Source organism: Paenibacillus glucanolyticus NBRC 15330, from assembly GCF_004000885.1.
Lineage (GTDB): Bacteria > Bacillota > Bacilli > Paenibacillales > Paenibacillaceae > Paenibacillus_AQ > Paenibacillus_AQ glucanolyticus.
In genome coordinates, this window is record NZ_BIMC01000017.1 from 39,561 (window position 1) to 61,643 (window position 22,083).

At 50.3% G+C, this 22,083-nt stretch carries 19 protein-coding genes; 17 read left to right on the top strand and 2 right to left on the bottom strand.

The genetic code is table 11. The annotated features are described in order from the left end of the window. Position 1: 1 nt before the first annotated feature. The 3 genes from thiS to thiO are packed head-to-tail and all read left to right on the top strand — an operon-like array spanning position 2 to position 2,145. Complete coding sequence (thiS, locus tag PGL02S_RS21035; protein ID WP_036641207.1) at positions 2–202, top strand: sulfur carrier protein ThiS; 201 nt, start codon at positions 2–4, stop codon at positions 200–202. A 6-nt stretch (positions 203–208) separates the two neighbouring features. After that, on the top strand, positions 209–988 hold the full coding sequence (locus tag PGL02S_RS21040; protein WP_036641258.1) for a thiazole synthase: 780 nt from the start codon (positions 209–211) through the stop codon (positions 986–988). A gap of 29 nt (positions 989–1,017) precedes the next feature. Next, positions 1,018–2,145 carry a glycine oxidase ThiO gene (gene thiO, locus PGL02S_RS21045; protein WP_036641208.1) on the top strand — a complete coding sequence of 376 codons (1,128 nt, stop codon included), beginning with the start codon at positions 1,018–1,020 and terminating at the stop codon, positions 2,143–2,145. Positions 2,146–2,179: 34 nt separating this feature from the next. On the opposite strand, the gene PGL02S_RS21050 is transcribed toward thiO, so the two are convergent. Then, positions 2,180–3,079, bottom strand: coding sequence for a helix-turn-helix transcriptional regulator (locus PGL02S_RS21050; protein ID WP_006208632.1), 900 nt, complete (start codon positions 3,077–3,079; stop codon positions 2,180–2,182). A gap of 196 nt (positions 3,080–3,275) precedes the next feature. Here PGL02S_RS21050 and melA (PGL02S_RS21055) point away from each other — a divergent pair, with 196 nt between their 5' ends. The 3 genes from melA (PGL02S_RS21055) to PGL02S_RS21065 all read left to right on the top strand — a co-directional run bounded on the left by melA (PGL02S_RS21055) (position 3,276) and on the right by PGL02S_RS21065 (position 6,112). Beyond that, a complete protein-coding gene (gene melA, locus PGL02S_RS21055) occupies positions 3,276–4,574 on the top strand; it encodes an alpha-glucosidase/alpha-galactosidase (RefSeq protein WP_006208633.1) in 1,299 nt (432 codons plus the stop codon). A gap of 289 nt (positions 4,575–4,863) precedes the next feature. After that, a complete protein-coding gene (locus tag PGL02S_RS21060; protein WP_051449238.1) occupies positions 4,864–5,673 on the top strand; it encodes a class I SAM-dependent methyltransferase in 810 nt (269 codons plus the stop codon). A gap of 94 nt (positions 5,674–5,767) precedes the next feature. Next, positions 5,768–6,112 carry a hypothetical protein gene (locus tag PGL02S_RS21065; RefSeq protein ID WP_006208635.1) on the top strand — a complete coding sequence of 115 codons (345 nt, stop codon included), beginning with the start codon at positions 5,768–5,770 and terminating at the stop codon, positions 6,110–6,112. Between the two features lie 62 nt (positions 6,113–6,174). On the opposite strand, the gene PGL02S_RS21070 is transcribed toward PGL02S_RS21065, so the two are convergent. Next, positions 6,175–7,482 carry an ATP-binding protein gene (locus PGL02S_RS21070; RefSeq protein ID WP_051449239.1) on the bottom strand — a complete coding sequence of 436 codons (1,308 nt, stop codon included), beginning with the start codon at positions 7,480–7,482 and terminating at the stop codon, positions 6,175–6,177. A gap of 190 nt (positions 7,483–7,672) precedes the next feature. Between PGL02S_RS21070 and PGL02S_RS21075 the strand changes: the two genes are divergently transcribed. From PGL02S_RS21075 to melA (PGL02S_RS21120), 11 genes are all read left to right on the top strand, one after another. After that, positions 7,673–9,490: an ABC transporter substrate-binding protein gene (locus tag PGL02S_RS21075; RefSeq protein ID WP_036641210.1), complete on the top strand. Its 1,818-nt coding sequence runs from the start codon at positions 7,673–7,675 to the stop codon at positions 9,488–9,490. A gap of 101 nt (positions 9,491–9,591) precedes the next feature. Beyond that, positions 9,592–10,602: an ABC transporter permease gene (locus PGL02S_RS21080; protein WP_006208637.1), complete on the top strand. Its 1,011-nt coding sequence runs from the start codon at positions 9,592–9,594 to the stop codon at positions 10,600–10,602. Position 10,603: 1 nt separating this feature from the next. Further along, entirely contained in the window at positions 10,604–11,440 is an 837-nt protein-coding gene (locus PGL02S_RS21085) for an ABC transporter permease (protein WP_036641211.1), read from the top strand. Between the two features lie 8 nt (positions 11,441–11,448). Then, complete coding sequence (locus PGL02S_RS21090; protein ID WP_036641261.1) at positions 11,449–12,459, top strand: ABC transporter ATP-binding protein; 1,011 nt, start codon at positions 11,449–11,451, stop codon at positions 12,457–12,459. After that, a complete protein-coding gene (locus PGL02S_RS21095; protein WP_036641213.1) occupies positions 12,446–13,246 on the top strand; it encodes an ABC transporter ATP-binding protein in 801 nt (266 codons plus the stop codon). Before PGL02S_RS21090 ends, PGL02S_RS21095 begins: the two co-directional genes overlap by 14 nt. A gap of 293 nt (positions 13,247–13,539) precedes the next feature. Further along, positions 13,540–15,972, top strand: coding sequence for a sensor histidine kinase (locus PGL02S_RS21100; protein WP_036641216.1), 2,433 nt, complete (start codon positions 13,540–13,542; stop codon positions 15,970–15,972). Positions 15,973–16,098: 126 nt separating this feature from the next. Beyond that, a complete protein-coding gene (locus PGL02S_RS21105; protein WP_006208643.1) occupies positions 16,099–16,764 on the top strand; it encodes a response regulator in 666 nt (221 codons plus the stop codon). Between the two features lie 207 nt (positions 16,765–16,971). Then, positions 16,972–17,094: a hypothetical protein gene (locus PGL02S_RS28895; RefSeq protein WP_255308658.1), complete on the top strand. Its 123-nt coding sequence runs from the start codon at positions 16,972–16,974 to the stop codon at positions 17,092–17,094. Positions 17,095–17,100: 6 nt separating this feature from the next. Beyond that, on the top strand, positions 17,101–19,098 hold the full coding sequence (locus PGL02S_RS21110) for a methyl-accepting chemotaxis protein (RefSeq protein ID WP_036641217.1): 1,998 nt from the start codon (positions 17,101–17,103) through the stop codon (positions 19,096–19,098). A gap of 155 nt (positions 19,099–19,253) precedes the next feature. Then, on the top strand, positions 19,254–20,156 hold the full coding sequence (locus PGL02S_RS21115) for a helix-turn-helix domain-containing protein (protein WP_036641219.1): 903 nt from the start codon (positions 19,254–19,256) through the stop codon (positions 20,154–20,156). Positions 20,157–20,281: 125 nt separating this feature from the next. Next, complete coding sequence (melA, locus tag PGL02S_RS21120; RefSeq protein WP_036641220.1) at positions 20,282–21,781, top strand: alpha-glucosidase/alpha-galactosidase; 1,500 nt, start codon at positions 20,282–20,284, stop codon at positions 21,779–21,781. The last annotated feature ends 302 nt before the right edge of the window (positions 21,782–22,083 follow it).

The window sequence follows — 22,083 nt, forward strand, 5'->3', positions numbered from 1 at the left end:
GATGCTGCTTAGGATCAATGGCGAGGAGCATGAGCTTCGCGATGTAAGAACCATTCTGGACGTTATTGAGTTTTTTGGTTTATTGGGCAAACCGGTTGTTGCCGAAGCTGATGGTAAGGTACTGACGGCCGAGCAGTGGCCGGATACCCCGGTAACCGCGAATATGTCGATTGAGCTTGTTCATTTCGTTGGAGGAGGTTGAGGCATGATGAAGCCGGATTTACTGCGTATTGGCGATTATGAGCTGCGATCCCGATTCTTGATTGGTACGGGTCTGTTTCCGAATCCTTATGTGCAGATGGAGGCTATCAAGGCTTCGGAAGCCGAAGTGCTGACGTTTGCGATTCGGCGAATCAATCTGGAGTCTTCGGCGGACGATTCCATTCTGCAGCATGTAGAAGAGGGCAAACATATATTTTTGCCTAATACCTCCGGGGCAAGCACGGCCGACGAAGCCGTTCGAATTGCGCGTTTGGCACGCGCATCCGGTCTGAGCGACTGGATCAAGGTAGAAATCAGCGCCAATGAACGTACACTCATGCCGGACCCGATCGAAACGCTCAAAGCAACGGAAATTTTGGTCAAAGAAGGTTTCACCGTCCTTCCCTACACTTCGGATGACCCGGTGATATGCAAGCGGCTTGAGGAAGCAGGAGCGGCTGCGGTCATGCCCGGCGCTGCTCCGATCGGTACCGGTCTTGGCATCCTGAACGCCTATAACCTGGGGCTTATCGTTGAAGAGGCCCATGTGCCGATCATCGTTGATGCCGGCCTCGGTTCAGCAAGTGATGTGGCCCAAGCGATGGAGCTGGGTGTCAGCGGCGTGTTAATGAATACACCTGTGGCAAAAGCGAGGGATCCCGTTATGATGGCAACAGCAATGAAGCTGGCTATTCAAGCGGGAAGACAATCTTACCTGGCTGGCAGAATCGCCAGGAAGCAGTATGCTTCAGCGAGCAGCGGCTTTGACGAATTCATACTAAAGTAAAGGTTGATTGAAACAGAACTGAGGTAGAGATGAGTCAGAATATTATCATTATAGGCGGCGGAATCATTGGTTTATCCTGCGCATACGAGCTTCGAATGAGGGGCTTTGATGTTACCGTTTTGGAGGCGAGGCGCTGCGGCGGACAAGCCTCGGGAGCGGCGGCAGGCATGCTTGCCCCCTTCTCGGAAAATACAGAAGGCCCCGACGCATTTTTTAGATTATGTCAGTTTAGTTTGCTGTTATATCCGGAGTGGCAAGAGCAGATCAGATCCATATCCGGCGTGCATTTCGAATATGCGAATACGGGCAGCTTGCACATTGCCTATCATGCCGCAGACCTGCTGTCTCTTGAAGGGCGCCGGTTATGGCAGCGCCAATATGGATCATCCGGCGAGATCGTAAGCGGAGCCGAGCTGTTCCGTATGGAGCCGGCATTGTCGCGTGACGTGCTTGCCGCATTATATACGCCGGAGGAAAGCCACATATACGCTCCCGATTTCATCAGAGCATTGGAGCAGGCCTGCCGGATATCGGGAGTGCTCATTAAGGAAGAACTCGGAAGCATACGACTTGTGGAGTGGGACCGCCATATCGCCGTGTCGGCGGCGGACGGCACTGTCTTTTACGGAGATCGGCTGGTCGCAAGCACGGGTGCCTGGGCGCAGGAGCTGTCGGAGCAGTTGGGCCTCCCGATTCCGGTTTATCCCATTCGGGGGCAGATTTGCGCCTACAGAACGGAAACGCAGCCGCCTGTAAAGCATATGGTCTTTTTTAACCAAGGTTATTTGGTTGCCAAGGCGAATGGCACGATGGTGTGTGGTGCCTCCGAAGATGTTGCCGGATACGATACATCGGTCACGGAAAGGGGAATCGAACGACTCCGAAACTGGAACAACAAGGTGCTTCCGTTTCTGGAAGGCCAACTCCCGTTTCACAGCTGGGCGGGGCTTCGGCCTGCCACCCAGGATGGTTATCCGCTCATAGGCCCCGTGGAAGGTGCAGAGCGGGTATTAATGGCCGCGGGGCATTACCGCAACGGAATTCTGCTTAGTCCGGTGACGGCCAAGTTTATTGCGGATTTCATCGAGAATCGTTGCGTGCCGTCCGAGGTGCGCGAGATGTTTTCCCCATCCCGATTCGCAAATGCATGGATTTAGATGATGTTCAATCACCAGGGATTACATCGGATGTTTACGGATTCTGATGTTGACTCGTTCGCTCCCCCTTTTCCAGACTGAATTTATACTCGCTCGGGGTCATGCCTGTCCATCTGCGGAACTGCTTGGAGAAATAGAGCGCATCATTGAAACCGACAGAAGAGGCAATCTCGTGAATGGAGAAGGAGGATTTCATCAGGGATTTGGCTTTCTCCATGCGTACCTTCATGAGGTATTGCATGGGGGATAGGCCGGTCTGCTGCTTAAATATTTTGGAGAGATGAGCCCGATGGTACCCAAGCGTCTTGGCCATCTGATCAATGGATAGCTGCTGGTGATATTGGGTTGAAATCCATCGCTCGGTCTGCCTTACACCCCGTTCAATATCAGGCACGTCACGGGAGTTCGAAGGAAGGTGCTCGCGATTTAACATCGCCAGCTTATGGAGCAGCAGTCTGAGCCAACCAGATGCCTGGAGATCTTCAAGCCAGGGCTGGTCTGATTGGTTAAAGCCCAGACGGATATGGCGGTACATGGATGCCAGAGCGTCCAGTTCGGCCTCGTCCGTGCAAGGGATGATCGGTTTAGCCGGGGTGATACCCATGTCGGCCAGCAGCATGTGGGTTCCTTTTTCCTGCAAAGCGACCCAGTTGTAGTGCCACGGATTCCGCTCATGGGCTTCATAGCTGAAGAGAACGCCTGGGAGGATCACGAAGGTATCGCCTGCTGTGCAGTGATGAACCGTCCCGGCGCATTCAAACACGCCTTCTCCGGTTAAGACCGTATGAATGAGGCAGTAATCATGAATGATGGGACCGATTTTATGACGTGGAACGGGCGTTCCTTCACCGCTGAACAGGAGGTTGAGATCGTGGCCGCCCGGTGAAGGATTCATGCCTATCGTGTAGAGCGTATGGTCTGGCAGAATGGACATACAGCTGTCGCCTCCTTTAACGTGCACCGTAATCAATTTGTTGAAGCAGGATAATCTGTTAGGGCTAGCTTACATAATGAAACAACAAATGTCCATATCGCCCTTGTTTTGCTCCATATTCAAAAAAGACTGATTATCTTATAGTTAGTCTTGTGAAAGCGTATCTATTTATGGAGTTTAAGGAGGGCATTTATTTATGTCTAAGATTACATTTATCGGAGCAGGTAGTACGGTGTTTGCCAAGAACGTCCTGGGTGATTGTATGCAAACACCGGCATTGCAGGGATTCGAACTCGCTTTGTTTGACATTGATCCGGTCCGTTTGAAAGACTCTGAGAACATGCTCAACAACATAAAGAAAACCAGCGGCAGCACCTGTGTCGTCAAATCATACAGTGACCGCAAGGAAGCTCTGCGCGGGGCTAAATATGTGGTAAACGCGATCCAGGTTGGAGGGTACGATCCCTGTACGATTACGGATTTCGAGATTCCGAAAAAGTACGGTCTGAGACAAACCATCGCGGATACGGTGGGTATTGGCGGAATATTCCGCAATCTTCGTACCATTCCGGTGATGCTGGATTTTGCAGCCGATATCCGGGAGGTCTGTCCGGACGCGCTCTTCCTGAACTACACGAATCCGATGGCGGTGCTGACCAATGCGATGAATACGCTGGGCGGCGTGCAAACGGTAGGTCTATGCCACAGCGTACAGGCCTGCATTCCGGACCTGTTCAGAAATCTGGGCATGGAAACGGAAGGTGTACAGGCCAAAATCGCCGGTATCAACCATATGGCATGGCTGCTTGAGGTAACGAAGGATGGCGTGGACCTGTATCCTGAAATTAAAAGACGCGCAGCCGAGAAGCAGAAAGAGAAACATCATGATATGGTTCGTCTGGAAATGATGCTGAACTTCGGTTATTACATTACGGAATCCTCTGAGCATAACGCGGAGTACCATCCTTACTTCATCAAGCGCAATTATCCGGAGCTGATCGAGCGATTCAACATTCCGCTGGATGAATATCCGCGGCGCTGCGTGAATCAGATTGAGGGCTGGAAGGCGATGCGCGAGGATCTGGTAAGCAACCAGGACCTAACGCATCACCGTTCCCATGAATATGCATCCTATATTCTCGAAGCCATTGAGACGAATGTTCCGTTCAAAATCGGAGGTAACGTGATGAACACGGGACTGATCACGAATCTTCCGAAGGAAGCTTGCGTAGAGGTTCCTTGTCTGGTCGATGCCAGCGGTGTAACACCAACCTACGTGGGAGATCTGCCTCCGCAGTGTGCGGCACTGAACCGGACGAATATCAATACCCAACTGCTGACATTGGAAGCGGCGGCAACAGGCAAGAAGGAGCATATTTACCATGCAGCGATGCTGGATCCGCATACGGCTGCCGAGTTGTCCATTGATGACATCAAGAGCCTGTGCGACGATCTCATTGAAGCACACGGAGACTGGCTCCCGAAATTCCAATAACATGAGATGCAGCAATCGTAACTCAAGCAGCGGGGAGGGTTTCCCGCTGCTTGGGTTTTTTTGACACCATAGGTGAGCTAGAGGAGCAAGCAGGAGTAGGAGGGTGTTGTGTGCAAGCAATGCAGATTTAAAAAGGTTTAGTAATTTTGGGCAATGTGCGTTAAGGCGGTGATATAATAAATTTGAAGAGTCGATACCCCGAGCTTTATCGACATTTACATAAGATTTAAGATCAATCTTCAAGGGGGGAGCTATAATTCATAACCCAATCGATTATATTATTGAATGCATGGCTGTGGATCAGGCCGGAGTCGAAATCCAGCGGATCCAAACAGAGCATCGTCTGAAGCTTGCCGAGTTTTGGGGAATCCGGGAAGGAGACCGCATTCTGGAGATTGGATGCGGGCAAGGGGATACAACCGCGGTGCTTGCTTATTTTGCGGGCGAATCCGGTTTTGTGCATGGTGTGGACACAGCACCTCCCCATTATGGAGCCCCGGTGACGCTGGGCGCCGCCTCCGAACGGTTAACGCAATCGCCGCTGGGCTCACGGATACAGATTGATTTGGAAACGGACATACTGTCGCCGCTTCTTGACTACGAAGAGAATTCCTTCGATATCGTTGTGCTGTCTCATTGTTCATGGTATTTCGAATCGGCAGAGCAGTTGGAGGCCGTATTGCAAAAAGCCAGAGCGTGGGGACGCAGGCTCTGCTTTGCGGAATGGGATCCCAGAATCACGCATCCAGAGCAATATCCGCATTTGCTGGCGGTTCTGGTCCAAGCCCAATATGAAGTGTTTAAGAAGAACAGCAGCTCCAATGTTCGAACACTGTTTACGCCAGGGCAGATAAAGGGGATTGCCGAGCAGTCCGGCTGGAGCGTGCGCCGGGAGAAAACCTTCTATTCACCTCAGCTCCAGGATGGGCTCTGGGAAGTGGATATGACCCTGCAATCCTACCAGTCCGAACTGAGCGACATAGAGAAGGCTCCGTCCAAGCTGGTTACCCTGATTCAATCCGAAATCTATCTGCTCCAGGAAGCGAAGCTGACACATGGCATTAAGCCGCTGTCCACGTATGCCCTCTGCGCAGAATAAGCTGCGGTTACCTTCTTGCATAATCTAGCGGAAATCGAGTGCAGTGCTTCCTAGGCTTCCTCTAATAAAGGTTCATTATAAGGGAGGTTGGAACGTGAAGCTGAGGCTATTATTCACTCTGATCGTGCTGCTCCTTTCTGTTGGATGTGCCCGGGATGTATCGGTTTTTGAGTCTGCGATTTATTCAGTGGGAGACGACAAGATTACCGTTGACTGCTCTGACGAAGTAAACCGAAACAGGAAGAATCACACGGATGAGGGTTATCCCTGTGAAGTCCGTGTCACAGAAGATACTTCATTGAAGGACAGCCAGGGAGAGACCATCCAGCTGGATAGTCTAAAGACGAACGACCTTATTCGGATTACACTAAAAAAGCCGTTGAATATTAGCAAAAACAATAGAAGTTTTGAGGCAAAAGAAATTCGCTTGCTAGAGTAGTAAAAAGAGAGAGGCTCCGGTTCAGGAGCCTCTCTCTTTGCCCTTATAGCGGCTTCGCGAACTCATGGATCTGTGGCAGCAAGCGGGAGGTTGATGAGGAACACGGTTCCGGATCTTGGCGAGCTTCGTACTGAAACACTGCCATCCATAGCGCGGATGGCCTGGTATGAGAAGGTGAGCCCAAGGCCGGTGCCGCTCATTTTGGTGGAATAATAAATAGAACCGAGACGGCTCAATTGCTCAGGATTCATGCCGATCCCGTTGTCCTGAATTTCGATGGCGACCTGCTCTGCTTCTTCATAGATTCGGATGTTGACGCAGCCTTTATCGACATCTCTGCTGGCCTCAATTGCATTCTTGATAAAGTTGACCAACAGCTGCTTGAGCTCGGCGGGACTGCCTGAAATGTAGACGGGGAGCTCAGGGTAGTCGGCGCTGAGTGTGATATTACTCATATTGGCATACGAGGTCATCAGTTCGACAACGGATCTGATCTGAGCGGTGAGCTCAAGTTTTTGCTGAAATGGAACGAGAGGTTTGCTGATCGACAGATATTCAGACAAGATTTGCTCGGTGCGCCTTATTTCTTCCATGCTGATCTCGAGAAAGCGGTCCGTTTTTTCCTGAGGAAACGTACCACTCTTGATTAATTGCAGGAACCCGAGCACGGTAGTCAGCGGATTGCGAACCTCATGGGCAAGGGATGCGGCCACATGGTTCACGGCCTCGGCTTTCTCATTCTGGATATATTGCAGGTATAGTTCCTTGTCGGATACCGATTTGTTAAATAGGGTAACGAGCAGCCATATGCCCAGAGAATTATGGACAGGCATAACCAGGACGTTAAATATAAAATGACTCAGGATATAATCAGGTTTTGTTATATAGAGCACCAGGAGCGGGATGAGTGAAAAGCTGATGCCGGCAATAAAAACAATCCAAAACTTATGTTTGCTTTTATGGTAGAGGGTGGCCAGCAGAACGGATAGCGGGAAGGTAATGATCAATATAATGATGGCGTCGATCATGCCGGAACCGCCAATATGCAGCCGATAGATCAGAAATTCGATTAGCAGGATAGCCCCGGTCATGAAACCTCCGAATAATATGCCAAAGAACATAATGACATATCGGACGTCAAAGATCAGCCCGCTTTGAACAGACGAAGCAAAGGTCATCGACAGCAGCATGCACAACGAACAGATGAGGAGGATGAAATTGCGGGAATAGTTGACTGTCAGTTTTCTGTAATAGATGTTGTACGCGACAAAAGGCATCAACGCAAACAATAGCTGCAATAAAACGTCTTTAATCACAGGCAGCAGGCCCACCCCTTTGTTGGAAATCGAATCGTCCGCTAGATTATCCATTTCCATTCATGTTCGACGCAAATTGGAAAAATCCTTGAGGATTGAAACGAAAACAACAAATTTAATAGTACTCAGATTGAAATGAGGAACATATAAATCCATCAAGAAAGCGCTTGCATACAACCATGCCTTAATCGACACACTCAGCATTAAAGAGACGAACACATTTTCATGAATGGAGGGTTCACAAGTGAAGCTGAAAACAGTTTTGAGACCCATGTTCATTCTTTTGCTGGTCGCGTCTTTTTTTGCTGCCGGATGCCAGAGCGTAACGCCACCGACAGCATCAGATCCGCCGCCTAAGGAAGGAGTAAAGGCCCCCGGAGGCAGTGAAGAGCCAGCACCGCAGGGTGATGCAAAAGCAACGCCAAGAAACGAAACGCTGTACGTGAACGGTTTGCAATGGGGGGCGCCAACGAATTTCAACCTGCTCAGCGGAAACCCGGCATTTCCAATCAACTATGGGAATTCCAGGGAATTAATCTATGAGACATTGTTCATGGTCAATCAGCTGACAGGCGAGCTGGAGCCGCTGCTTGGCACCAAGTACGAATGGACCGACGACCTGACGCTGAAGCTCGATCTGAATAAGGATGCCAAATGGAGCGACGGCAAACCCTTCAGTTCAGATGATGTCGTCTACACCTACCAGCTTGGCAAAAAGTACGACATCAACTGGAGCAGCTTCTGGTCCTACATTGAGGACGTAACAGCGGACGGACCTCAAACGGTCAACATCAAGCTGAATAAAGACAATCCGAACAAACTGACGGTACTCGACAGTATTGAGGTTATGCCCATGCTGCCTAAACACATCTGGGAAGAGATTGAGAAGAAAGCCAATAATGATCTGGCTGCTATCCGCAAGGAAGTAAATGAGGACCCGGTCGGAACAGGACCTTATAAAATGTACTTTTACAACGATCAGAAGATCACGATAGTACGGGACGATAACTACTGGGGTCAAGCGCTTTTTGGCAAGCTGCCGGCCCCCAAATATATCTCACATGTCATTTATAAAGATAATGCAGCGGGCGATCTGGCGTTCAAGAGCGGTCAGGTCGATGTATCACAGCAGTTCATTCCGCAGGTATGGAAAATGTGGGAAGGCGGAGCCCCTGTTAAAACCTATATCAAGGACGCTCCATATTACGTGCCTGGCTCCATGCCATCCATTTTCTTCAATATGTCGAAGGAAGGACTCAACAATGCGGATGTCAGAAGAGCTATTGCGATGGCGATTGATTACAGTAAAATCTCGGAGCTTGCTATCAGCGGCTACTCGGCACCGATGGAACCTTCATTGACACTCAATACCGATGCGGAAGCGAAGTACGTGGATCAAGCAGCCATTAAACCGCTGCAGTGGACAACGGATGTGGATGCAGCTAATGCACTGCTCGATTCCATCGGCGCTGCGAAGGGCAAGGACGGTATCCGGGTGCTGAACGGAACGCGTCTGGGTCCTTATGAAATCGAATGCCCGTACGGCTGGTCCGATTGGAATGCGTCGCTTGAGATCGTTGCACAGAACGCCAAGGCCATCGGCATCGAAATTCGAACCAAATTCCCAGAGGCACCGGTGTGGACCAATGATTTACAGACAGGCAAATTCGATATTATCATGAACACGCCTGCCGGCGGAGTCAGCCCGAGCCAGCCATGGAACCGTGCCATGACCATCATGTATTCCAAGGGCGTTGCCCCTATGGGCGAGATGGCGTTCTACAACTGGGGCCGCTATAAGAATGATCAAGCAGATGCCATCATTGAGAAGATTCCAACGATTTCCGACGAAACTGAATTGAAAGCGCTCTACACCGAGCTGACTCAAATCTGGCTGAAGGATATTCCTTCAATCCCCCTCATGTATCGTCCGTGGGTGTTTGATACGGTCAACGAGTCGGTCTGGAAGGGCTTCCCTACCGAAGGGGACGGCAGCAACATCCCGCCTCAAATCTCAATGGATGGAGCCGGCATCAGGTCACTGTACCAAATCCATAATTGATTGTATAAATTAATGATCAAAGACCTATATTAGCGGATTTACGACCCCTGATATAGGTCTATTTTCCAAATTCAGGTGTGTGATTCCTGGGGGTGAGCTGCTTGAGTGTTTACGGAAAATATATCGTCAAGAAGTTTTTCTGGTATTTTCTAACGCTGGTGATTGCGGTCACTTTGAATTTTCTGCTGCCCCGGATGATTGAGGGCAACCCGGTCAGCATGATTGTCTCCGAGATGACGCAGGGTATGACCGACAGCGATACCATCAAACGGGTGTACGAGACGTTTCTCGTCGAGTTCGGAATCGACAAGCCTCTTGGCGAGCAGTTCCTGATCTATTTGAAGAACCTGGTGACGGGTAACCTCGGCACTTCATTCGGACTTTATCCGAAGCCGGTAACGGAAATTCTGGCCTCGGCGGTTCCATGGACGATCGGACTCCAGCTTCCGGCGATCCTGGTCGGCTGGCTGATCGGCAACGTGCTGGGTGCCGTGGCGGCATACCGCAAAGGGGTATTCGATAAAGTCATATTTCCGGTTGCCTTGTTTGTGAATTCCATTCCGTTCTTTACGCTGGCAATCATTATGCTGTATGTGTTTGCCTTGTCCTTGAACTGGTTTCCTCTTCACGGGGGCTATGATTATCAGATGGTGCCAACACTCAGCTTTGAGTTCTTTGCTTCGGTACTGAGGCATCATACCCTGCCGTTCCTGTCGATTGTGCTGGTTACCATTGGCGGTCAAGCCATCGGCATGCGGGAAATGTCCATCTATGAGCTGAATTCCGATTATGTGCTGTACAGCAAGCTGCTTGGCATCCGGGATTCCAAGATTGCAAAGTATGTATTCCGGAATGCCATGCTGCCCCAAATTACGGGATTGGCATTATCCATCGGTACGATGGTTGGCGGCTCGCTGATCTGCGAGATCGTATTCAGTTATCCGGGAATCGGAACCTGGATGTTCACCGCGATCCGGCAGCTGGATTATCCGTTAATCTCGGGCTGCACCTTACTGATTGCCCTGGCAGTGCTGCTTGCTAACTTTACGATTGACTTAATCTACGGCTGGATTGATCCAAGAATTAAGGCCGCTCAGATGGAGGATCAATAATATGAACAGTTCATTTCGCATATTGATCAAATCACCAAAGTTTATGTTCGGAGCCTGCATGCTGCTGGCCATGATCGGTCTGATTCTGATCTACCCGCTGTTTAACCGCAATGACCCGCTGGAGATGATCGCGCTTGCCTATCAGCCTCCGGATTCAAAGCTGCTGCTGGGCTCGGATAATTTCGGCAGGGATTTATTTCTCGAACTGATCTATGGCATCCGAACCTCCTTGCAGGTTGGACTGATTGCCGGTGTATTCGCTACCGTGATCGGACTTGTCATCGGTCTTGCTTCAGGTTATATCGGGGGGATGATTGACAACCTGCTAACTGCGATCACAAACATCTTTATCGTCATTCCTTCCTTTGTCATTCTGATTCTGATTTCGGTCAGCATCGATTCGCGCAGCTCGTTTGTCACGGCGGTCATCATTGGAATTACCAGCTGGCCATGGACGGCCAGAGCCGTGCGGGCACAAACCTCCTCATTGCGAAACCGGGATCATGTCAATATTGCCAAAATCTCCGGATACAGCACGCCGCGAATTATTCTCTCGGAAATTTTGCCGTACATCGCTTCCTATGTGGTTATGGCCTTCGTGCTGCAGACGGCATCGGGCATTCTCTCCGAAGCCTCCATCTCGATGCTCGGGCTGGGGCCGTACAACACGATCTCCCTCGGCATCATCATGAACTGGGCGCTCGTGTTTGAAGCACCGGTTGCCGGCGCTTGGTGGGCATTCATCCCGGCAGCGATCTCCATTGCAATCATTACCTTCTCCTTGTACATGATGAACACCGGCATGGATGAAATTTTCAATCCGAAGATTAGGAGCTGATGGGTGTTTTGAGCACAAATATACTGGAAGTTCATGGACTGAAGACATATTACCGAACCCGGCTGAAGGAACATGTATATGCTGTAGACGGCGTGAGTTTTTCGCTTGAGAAGGGGAAAACGCTCGGCATCGCCGGGGAATCCGGCTGCGGCAAATCGACGCTTGCGCTTAGCCTGATGGGATTTTATTTTCCACCACTGCATTTCGGCAGCGGCTCGATCGTTATTAACGGCACGGATATCATGAAGCTAGGCAAAGAGCAGCTTCGTGCCCAGGTATCGGGAAGAGAGATATCGTACATTCCGCAGGCAGCTATGAATGCATTGAATCCTACACTCAAAATCATACATTTTATCGAGGATATTATGAAGGAGCACCGACCCGAGCTGAACAAGAAACAGGTGTGGGACATGGCGGCAGAACGGTTCGAAACCTTGAACTTGTCCCCCAAGGTGCTCCACTCCTACCCGAACGAACTGTCAGGCGGTATGAAACAGCGGACGGTCATTGCTATCTCCACCATTCTGAATCCGAAAGTGCTGATTGCGGATGAGCCGACCTCGGCTCTGGATGTAACCTCGCAGAAAGCGGTCATCAAGCTGCTGAAAAGCCTGCTGGACCGAGGCTTTATTCAGTCGCTTGTCTTTATTACACACGAGCTGCCGCTGCTCTATCATGTCACGGATGACATCATTGTTATGTACGCAGGAGAGATTGTGGAGCGCGGAACCGCAGAGCAGATGATCTTCGATCCGATCCATCCCTATACCAAGAAACTGATGGGCTCCATCATCGTGCCGGAGGAAGGCATGAAGGGCCATAAGCTTGCCGCGATCCCGGGAACGCCGCCCAATCTGAAGAACGTGCCGGAAGGCTGCCGGTTTGCAGACCGCTGTTCCTATGTCCAGGAAACGTGCCGGAAAGGGAAAATCGAGAGCCAAACCGCGGGGGATCGCATCTATCGATGCATCGTGGAGCCTGAAGTGCTTAAGGAGTGGTATGCAAATGAAGCAGAATGATGTACTGATTCGGGGAGAGCATCTGACGAAGGTGTTCGGTTATGGGAAACAGAAGACAACCGCCGTGGAGGATGTCAGTTTTGCCTTTCACGAAGGTGAAATCATATCCATCGTCGGCGAGAGCGGAAGCGGCAAAACGACGCTGGCCAAAATGATCATGGGCTTGCTGAAGGAGAGCAGCGGCTCAATTGAGTATATGGGCAAGCCGAGGCAGTTGAAGCGGCATGGAGACCGCAAGCGATATTGGAAAAATATCCAGGCGATTTTTCAGGATCCGTTCTCCTCGTTTAATCTGTTCTACAAAGTTGAAAAGCTGCTGCTCGATTGCATCAAGCTGCAGGGTGTCAATCTGACAAAAGAGGAGCAGCTTCGCAAGATGAAGGAAGCCTGCTCCTTCGTGAATCTGAAGTTCGAGGAACTGCATAACAAGTATCCGTTCGAATTGTCCGGCGGACAGATGCAGCGTCTGATGATCGCCCGCATCTTCATGCTTCATCCGAAGCTGCTGATTGCGGATGAGCCGACCTCCATGGTGGATGCATGCTCGCGCTCTACGATTCTCGATATGCTCCTGAAACTGCGGGATGAGAACAATATGACGATTATTTTCATTACCCATGACGTAGGGCTGGCTTATTATGTGAGCGATACGCTGTACATCATGGAACAGGGGAAAGTGGTGGAGCGGGGACCGGCGGAAGAGGTCATCTTAAATCCGCAGCATCCTTATACCCAGCAGCTTATTTCTGATGTGCCCAAGATCCATTCCGAATGGGATCTGGCATGAGGAGCAACAGGATGGATATCCTGCTGAAATGCCCTGAGCGGATAGCCGCTTGGGGCATTTATTTGTGCCCAGGATACCCCTTAACAGCCTGGGCGCTTCGCTTATTTTCGCGAATGCGACACCGGGTTTTTTTATATTTAATTTCTGTCTGTTGGATCTTTGGTTTCGCAAAGGATTTGCCGATAAAGGATAAGGCTGCAATTGAACCTTGGGTTCAGCGGCAGCGGCAACTCGGGGTGCACCGCTCGTCTAACGACCGGTGAGTTTACTTTATAAGGGGACAATAGAGCAGCATGTGTAACTACTTCCTTGGAACTGCAACGCTAATCCTGGTCATCTTAACGACCACCTTCACGATGTTCTTATATAGATACCGTTATCCGCGCAGGTTAAGCCGTCAGTCATTGGACCTTGCCGAAGGCAGATTTCATATGCTTGACGAAATGCTGCTTACGCTGGATGTAGGTATTTGGTCATACGATATCGGCACAAGGAGTATCATGAATACTTCATTGGCCTTTCAAAAGATCACAGGCTATTCACGGAGTGATTTCTCGGATGGGCTAACCTGGGAAACGATGATCCATCCGGAGGATATGCCGCTGTTTCAATCTTTAGTACACAAGCTTCGGCATGGCGAGGCTGTTCATACGGAATACCGGATTATTCACGCGGAAGGGGATATTCGCTGGGTCCAGGTGAAAATGATTCCAACGATGAACGAAAGCAGGCAGACAGCACGGGTCGATGGCATTGCGATTGATATTACTTCACGCTTTCGCATGGAAGAGGCGCTGTATGATATTACCGAATGCAAGAAGATGGAGATAGCACTCAAAGAAAGCATGAATCGGTATCGCAGGCTCGTGGAGATGTCGCCTATAGCCATCGCGGTGTGCAAGGAACGCAAGCTCATGTACGTAAATCCGGCGGGACTCCGAATCCTGGGGGCGGCAGGTCCTGAGGATATCCTGGGTACCGATCCCTGGGACTGGGTGCTGAATTCTTATGAGGAATGGGCACGTAAACGGCATGCGGAGCTGATCCGCAAAGGCCATGTTTTCCCGGAGGAATTGTCTTTAAGACGGGTTGACGGGGCAAGGGTCGATGTGGTGACAACGGCACTGTATGATGCGGAATCGACCACGATCGAGATTTTCTTCGAGGATATTACGGCCCGCAAGTCAGCGGAGCGAGCCTTGATGGAGAGTGATCGTATCAACCGCCATATCCTGGATATTGCACCGGTTGCGATGTTCCTGCACTCGGATTTTGCTTATATTTATGCGAATCCTGCAGGCTTCGACTTATTAGGGATAACTGATGTCGCGCAATTGGATGGGACCTCTTTTCTGGATGTTATTCCTACTGACCAGATTGAGTTCGTTATTTCCGAGGTTGAACATGTGTACGAAAGCGGGATGACCTCACAGCTCACTGAGAATAAGCTGGTCCGGCTGGATGGGACGATTATTGATATTGAGGCAGTCACAACTCGAATTCCTTATATAGGCCATAATACAGCACTCACCATTATTCGGGATATTACAGAAAAGAAGAAGGCCGAGCGGGAGCGGATCGCGGCAGAGCGGCTTGTCCGAGAGAGCGAGGACCGGTATTTCCGGCTGCAGATGAGCCTGGACCGATTCTCCTCCGACCTCTTCGGCATGGTTAAAATCAGCGAATTGAATGCCCGTATCGTACAGGAAATCCAGGAAGTGCTGGAGACTGATCGGGTGAGCCTCATTCAGATCAACCACCACAGCCTGCACATCAAGATACAAGGCGGCTGTAAAGTGCTGCCTCCAGGGGTTCTTACAGCAATCCATAATTGTGGTCCTGAGCATATTCCTCTCTGCACACTGTTTGAGATGTGTGACGGATATTTTGTCAAGATTGGTGAAATGAACGGAGATACCAGCATGGTCTGCATCGGGGGAGAAGTCCCGCTGTTAATGATTCAGGCCAAGAAAATATGGCTGGAGACCATTTCCCGGTATGCCAGCGTCCTGTATGATAACTTCCGCGTCATCGAGGATTTGACAAGGGAGCTGGACAAGCTGGGTTCCTCGCAGCAGATTATGCCCCTTTGGCTGCTGAGGCTCATGCTGCATTTGTCCGAGAATGAGCGCAAGCGACTGTCCCAGGATCTTCATGATGCGGCGCTCCAGGAGCAGGTTATATGGTACAGGAAATTAAATCAGATTGTATCGGATCATGAACTGCCAGAAGGGCTGCGGCGGCAGCTGGAGGAGATCGAGGAGGGACTTCTGGACGTGATTTATCAGATTCGAATCACGTGTAACGAGCTTCGGCCTCCGCTGCTTAAGGAAGAGGGACTTGAGCGCTCATTGGAAGCTTTATTTGAGTTCACGCAGCTTCGTACGAATTATTCCATACAGTTCGACTGTTCGAACTTCGATGATGATATTAGCGATGACCATTTAATCGGATTGTACAGAATCGTACAGGAGCTGCTTGCGAATGCCACCAAACATTCCAATGCAACCGAGGTGAAACTCACTTTGTCCACCCAGTCGGATGAGGTCAGCCTTAGTTATGAAGATAACGGAATTGGAATCGACCGGACCCAGAAGCCTAATCAATTCAACAATATGGGGATCGGCGGCATGAAGGAACGGGTGAGGAGCATGAACGGTAAAATCCAATTCGAATCGTCGGACAGCGGGGGGTTGGCTGTTTACATCCAGATAACGGCAAAATGAGGGTCCGCCAAATGAAATCGCAAGAGACCGCAGCAAACGGCGAGAAACCGAAGCACAGCGGTTAAACATCCCGGCGGTTCATCCATGTTAAGCAAGAATACCAGATTGAAGGAGTCATGGAAAACGATGATTGAAATTTTATTAGTGGATGACCATCCCTCGGTGATGGAGGGGACCAAGGTGCTGCTTGAGCAGGAGAAGGATATGTTTGTGAAGCTGGCTAATACGCCGGAGCGGGCGCTGGAGCTGGTGAGAATGGTGCATTTTGATGTGATGCTGATTGATATGCATATGCCGGGCATGAACGGAATCGATCTAGCCAAGCAGATTCTCCAGATCGTTCCGGATGCGGTGATGCTGATCTATACAGGCTTTGAAGTCAGCAATCATTATAACTTGATCATGGAGGCCGGTATGGCTGGTTTCGTCTCGAAGACTTCGGGGAAAGAGCAGCTGGTCACGGCCGTTCGGTGTGCACTGCGTGGAGAGGTGGTGCTGCCGCTGACACTCGTGAAGCAGCTTCGGCGGGTTACTGCCAATGGTTCTGAACGGACATCGGGGGGGACAGAAGCTCAGTCTATAACGGATAAAGAATATAGCATTCTGAAGGAGATTGCCAGGGGGAAGAGCAACAAAGAGATTGCGGGAACGGTGATCATGAGCCAGCGCTCGCTGGAGTATTGTTTAACCAATCTGTTTCAGAAGTTGAATGTGAAGTCGCGCATTGAGGCTGCTCTCAAGGCCAAGCAAATGGGAATTCTGTCAGATTCCGATTTTGTCCAAATGGGATAGTGATTTTCTTAGGCAAGCCATATTTCGCAAGCGTCCTCCGAATGAAGAGACGTCAATTCTTTGTTTTTCGACAAGAACCGCAAGTTGGCCCGCAAAATTCTTGCGCGATCACGCAATAGAATTTCGGTTACGAACGGTATGCAAGTGTATATGCTTATTGTACTGGATGAACGTAGTCTATAAGTAGGAGAGGTGAAAGCTTGCGGCATGACAAAGGACCTATTTGATTATGATGTTGACGACCTCTTGTCACCGGAAGAGATTGAGGAGATTCTAGTGCAGCTTGAAGAAGAGTGGAATGAATTTAACAGCAGGAAGAAGCGAGGGTGACTCAACATGAAATCATGGAAATTTCTTAAATCTCTGTTTGCGATGAAACTCCGGACTCGCATGTTAGTTGTTATTTTGGGGTCAATCACCATTTTTTTGGCAAGCATGATGACCTACATCAGTATCACAACGAAGGAAGAGGCTCTGGATTCAGCGAGGACGCTGGCAATGACAACAAGTGAGAAGATCGGCACCCTCGTTCAAGCGGAACTGGATGACGTTATGAATTCGGCACGTACCTTGGCCGTAAGCTTAGTTGGCATGAAAGAGACGGATATCACGAATCGGGCAGCCGTTAACGAAATATTAAGAAGAAACCTGGAAGCCAATCCATCCTGGAAAGGGCTCTGGACTTTATGGGAGCCGGATGCCTTTGATGGACAGGACGCTGATTATATAAACAAGCTCGGCAGTGATTACTCCGGACGGTTGATGTCATACTGGGCAAGAACGGATTCGGGGCTCGAGCACACACCTATCGAAGATTACGAGCAGGAAGGGGAGGGGGACTTCTATCTTCTTGCCAAAAATAGCGGAAAAGAAATCATCATGGATCCGTATGTCTTTAAGGTAGGCAACGAAGACGTCATGATGACATCGCTTGTTGTTCCCATTATCGATAACGGAAAGACGGTTGGTGTGGTCGGAGTCGATATCTCCTTGGCACATCTGCAGAGTGTTATGGAGCAGTTCAAACTGTTTGATACGGGGTATGCACATATTTATTCAAACACCGGCGTTATCGTGACGTCACCTGAAGACGGTCTGATGGGACAAACGATGGGGAAAGCCTATCCTGGCGAGACGGTGCCGCTCATACTGGATGCGATCCGGGAAGGCAAGGTATACGTGGAGGAGGATCCTGATCTGTACAAGCTGTACACGCCAATTAAGACCGGATTGACAGAAACGCCATGGTCAGCCGCCATTATTATTCCGATGAAGGAGATTACGGCGAACTCAGAGGCCATGACCCGGTCTGTTATAGTGGCAGGCGTGGTCACCTTGTTGGCTATGGGGGCTGTAGTGATTCTGTTAACGAGTTCCATCGTGAAGCCTTTAGGTTCATCCGTTGCGATTGGCGAGTTCATGTCCAAGGGAGATTTTACGCAGAAGGTTCCTGCAGCGTATCTTCGCAGATCGGATGAGATTGGTACATTGTCCCGAGTGTTCGCCCAGCTGCTGGAGAGTATGAAGGAAATGATCGGCAAAGTGAATATGAATGCGGCGTCCGTAGCTGCTGCTTCCCAGCAGCTGTCTGCCGGAGCGGAGGAGCTGGCGGTCGGGAGCAGCAATCAGGCGGAATCCGTGCAAACGGTCAGCGAATTGTTCCAGGAATGGTCGAATGCAATCAACTCGGTTGCAAGCGATGCTTCGGCTGCATCAGAGCTTGTCAACCAGACTTCCGGAATTGCGTCGGAAGGCAGCGGGATCGTTCAGCAATCCGTTGAAGGCATGAATCGGGTGCGGGAGCATGTCACCAGGCTTGAAGCAGACTCCCAGCGCATTGGCGAGATTATCGAAGTGATCGACGATATAGCCAAGCAGACCAACCTGCTGGCCCTCAACGCCACGATTGAGGCTGCACGTGCCGGGGATCAAGGGAGAGGTTTCGCTGTGGTGGCGGATGAAGTACGCAAATTAGCGGAACGAAGCGGAGGAGCCACGAAGCAGATCGCCGACATTATCAAGGGCATGCAGAAGAATACGGCCGATAGCGTGGAGGCGGTTCAGCATGGCGTCGTCTACACGGAAAAAGCCGGGGAGGCCTTTGCCCACATTACAAGTATGGTGAATGAGTCGGCCGGCAAAGTGATGGACATTGCAGCTGCCAGCGAAGAGCAGGCCGCACAGGCCGCCGAAGTGGCAACTGCCATCGAAACGATATCCTCGTCCACAGAGGAAACGGCGGCTACGAGTGAGGAATCGGCTGCAACCGCGCAGTCGCTTGCCGAGCTCGCGGAAGAGCTGAATCATACGGTATCGGCCTTCAAAATCTCGTAGCACGGATAGCATAATGATGATAAGCTTGGCCCAAGGGCCAGGCTTTTTTTATATATAAATCGAATCCATTATAGTACAGAAGAGGAGCCATCCCATTCCGTGGGCCGGTGCTCTTGAATATATCCTTACACAGTGTGAGGGGAGGAAGGTCAATCGTGAATGGAAGCCTGTTTCAGCAGATGCTTGAGAAGGGCGATTACGTCCCGCGATTCTACGCCTATTATTATAAGCAGTGGAAGGACTATCAAATGCCGTATCATCAGCATGATTCAACCGAGATTATGTACATGATCTCAGGGGAATGCCGAATTGATGTCAAGGCTAACCATATGGAAAAGAGTGTCACGCTGAAAAAAGGGGAGTTTATCCTACTGGATGCTGAGGTTCCGCACCGGTTAATCGTCGAGAAGACGACCTCCTGCCGTATGCTGAACGTGGAATTCGGGTTTATGGAGAGCGCTGGCAAAGCGCCTTCCTTAAGGCAGATTATGCGCGAGGAGGAAGAGGTGATGTTTCTCTTGAACCGGCCGTTCACTTCCCTGGTGCTAGTCGATCAGGAGGAGGTGTACCCGGTTCTGAGAAGTCTGGTGCTCGAGCTCGATCGAAGAGGAACAGATGGTAGAACGATGACGCATGCGCTGTTCATCCAGCTGCTCGTATGCATCGCTCGCCTGTATGAAGAAAGGGAGCGCAGCGATGTGCAGCAGAGCGAACTGTACATCAAACGATGTATCGATTTTTTACATCAGAATTATGATCGGCCGATTCAGGTGAAGGACGTTGCAGCGGAAGTGAATTTGCATCCGGGGTATTTGCATCGGGTATTCCGCAGAGGGACAGGCAGGACAATTACCGAGTATTTGACAAGAATTCGAATGGAGAAGGCCAAGATGCTGCTGGAGCGGACCGATATCCCCATCCATGAAATATCGGATTATGTGGGTGTTGGCAGCAGGCAGTACTTCCATCTATTATTCAAGAAGTTTACAGGCAGTACGCCGGTGGAATATCGTCTCCAGCAAGACCGGAATGCATGGAAATACGGCGAACCGAAGTGAGGGGATTATGAAGAAGTGAGGATTGTTGACGGTGTTGAGCTCAAGAGGTCATGATATTGATAACGCTTTCCTTCGACCGATTGCTACAATGATTACAAACTCATTTGTAGCTGGGAGAGGATACAATGTCATTTAAGGTTGCATTTATCGGAGCGGGGAGCATCGGCTTTACGCGGGGAATTCTGCGTGACCTGATGACTGTGCCGGAATTTCGGAATATCGAAGTGGCTTTCACCGACATCAGTCGGCATAATCTCGATATGGTTACTGAATTGTGCCAGAGAGACATAGACGAGAACGGGTTGTCCATCAGGATTCAGTCCTCCACAGATCGAAGACAAGCCCTGCAGGATGCCAAATATGTCATTTGTACGATTCGCGTTGGCGGCTTGGAAGCATTCCGTACGGACATCGAGATTCCACTGAAATATGGCATCGATCAGTGTGTAGGTGACACGTTGTGTGCAGGCGGCATTATGTACGGGCAGCGGGGAATTCCAGAGATGCTGGGCATATGCAAGGATATTCGGGAGATGTGTGCACCCGATGCGCTGCTGCTGAATTATTCGAATCCGATGGCGATGCTGACGTGGGCCTGCCATCAGTATGGCGGCGTGCGGACGATTGGTTTATGTCATGGTGTTCAGCATGGGCACCACCAAATCGCAGAGGTGTATGGCTTGAAGAAACAAGACGTTGATATTGTCTGCGCGGGTATTAATCATCAAACCTGGTATATCCAAGCCTCTCATCAAGGCAAGGATTTGACGAGCGGGCTGCTGGAGGCGTTCGAACGGCATCCGGAGTACAGCCAAACAGAGAAGGTACGCATCGATATGCTGCGGCGCTTCGGCTACTACAGTACGGAATCCAATGGCCATCTCAGCGAATATGTCCCATGGTACCGAAAGCGGCCGGAGGAAATTACGGAGTGGATTGATCTTGGCAGCTGGATTAATGGAGAGACGGGTGGATATTTGCGCATTTGCACCGAGGGTCGCAGCTGGTTCGAGACCGATTTTCCGAACTGGATGAAGGATCCGGCCATGGTATTTAGGCCCGAACATCGGGGAGAGGAGCATGGCTCTTACATCATTGAAGGCTTGGAAACCGGCCGGGTATACCGTGGACACTTTAATGTCGTGAACGAAGGCATTATCTCCAATCTGCCGGATGATGCGATTATCGAAGCGCCGGGTTACGTAGACCGCAACGGAGTTTCCATGCCGCTGATAGGCGAGCTGCCACTTGGACCGGCGGCTGTGTGCAGCGTGAGTATATCGGTTCAGCGATTGGCGGTTGAAGCCGCGGTTCACGGTGACGACCTGCTGCTTCGTCAGGCGTTTATGATGGATCCGTTGATTGGAGCGGTAAACAATCCGAAGGAAATTTGGCAGCTGGTTGATGAAATGCTGGTTGCTGGTGAAACGTGGCTTCCACAGTATGCGGATTCGATTGCCGCAGCGAAGAAGCGACTTGCAGCCGGGAACCTGATTCCGACTCTTCAGTATGAAGGTGCCGCCAGACTTAAGGTCAAGACCGTGGAGGAGATGCAGCTCGACCGGGATACGGCCAACAAAAATGCAGGCGAATCCGATAAAGGGAAAGATCGGGAGAAAGTGTGACCGCAACTGCCGCATCCAGCTTAATGTGGTAAATGAACAGCAGACCGCATCGGTGAACATGTTACTTTAACGAAAGCCATGAAATGAATGCATGTAGTATGTGAGCATCTTGAAATCGACGTGAAGTCAAGCTGAATGATCACCTCTCATAAGGGCTGAAGCCAAGAAGGATAACGCACATTCGCTTCAGTCGCATAAAGAGAGGTGATCTTTTGTATGCAGCCAGTTATGGATTTGCATATACTGCAGATACATAGTAATGAAATCGGATGGACAATCCCTGACCTTAGACAGGTACACAG

Bases quoted from the DNA above. Each gene is read 5' to 3' on its own strand.
- melA (WP_006208633.1), top strand. From the start codon at position 3,276: ATGTCTAAGATTACATTTATCGGAGCAGGTAGTACGGTGTTTGCCAAG.
- melA (WP_036641220.1), top strand. From the start codon at position 20,282: ATGTCATTTAAGGTTGCATTTATCGGAGCGGGGAGCATCGGCTTTACG.
- thiO (WP_036641208.1), top strand. From the start codon at position 1,018: ATGAGTCAGAATATTATCATTATAGGCGGCGGAATCATTGGTTTATCC.
- PGL02S_RS21050 (WP_006208632.1), bottom strand. From the start codon at position 3,079: ATGTCCATTCTGCCAGACCATACGCTCTACACGATAGGCATGAATCCT.
- PGL02S_RS28895 (WP_255308658.1), top strand. From the start codon at position 16,972: ATGACAAAGGACCTATTTGATTATGATGTTGACGACCTCTTGTCACCG.
- PGL02S_RS21070 (WP_051449239.1), bottom strand. From the start codon at position 7,482: ATGGATAATCTAGCGGACGATTCGATTTCCAACAAAGGGGTGGGCCTG.
- PGL02S_RS21100 (WP_036641216.1), top strand. From the start codon at position 13,540: ATGTGTAACTACTTCCTTGGAACTGCAACGCTAATCCTGGTCATCTTA.
- PGL02S_RS21110 (WP_036641217.1), top strand. From the start codon at position 17,101: ATGAAATCATGGAAATTTCTTAAATCTCTGTTTGCGATGAAACTCCGG.
- PGL02S_RS21040 (WP_036641258.1), top strand. From the start codon at position 209: ATGAAGCCGGATTTACTGCGTATTGGCGATTATGAGCTGCGATCCCGA.
- PGL02S_RS21085 (WP_036641211.1), top strand. From the start codon at position 10,604: ATGAACAGTTCATTTCGCATATTGATCAAATCACCAAAGTTTATGTTC.
- PGL02S_RS21060 (WP_051449238.1), top strand. From the start codon at position 4,864: ATGGCTGTGGATCAGGCCGGAGTCGAAATCCAGCGGATCCAAACAGAG.
- PGL02S_RS21105 (WP_006208643.1), top strand. From the start codon at position 16,099: ATGATTGAAATTTTATTAGTGGATGACCATCCCTCGGTGATGGAGGGG.
- PGL02S_RS21095 (WP_036641213.1), top strand. From the start codon at position 12,446: ATGAAGCAGAATGATGTACTGATTCGGGGAGAGCATCTGACGAAGGTG.
- thiS (WP_036641207.1), top strand. From the start codon at position 2: ATGCTGCTTAGGATCAATGGCGAGGAGCATGAGCTTCGCGATGTAAGA.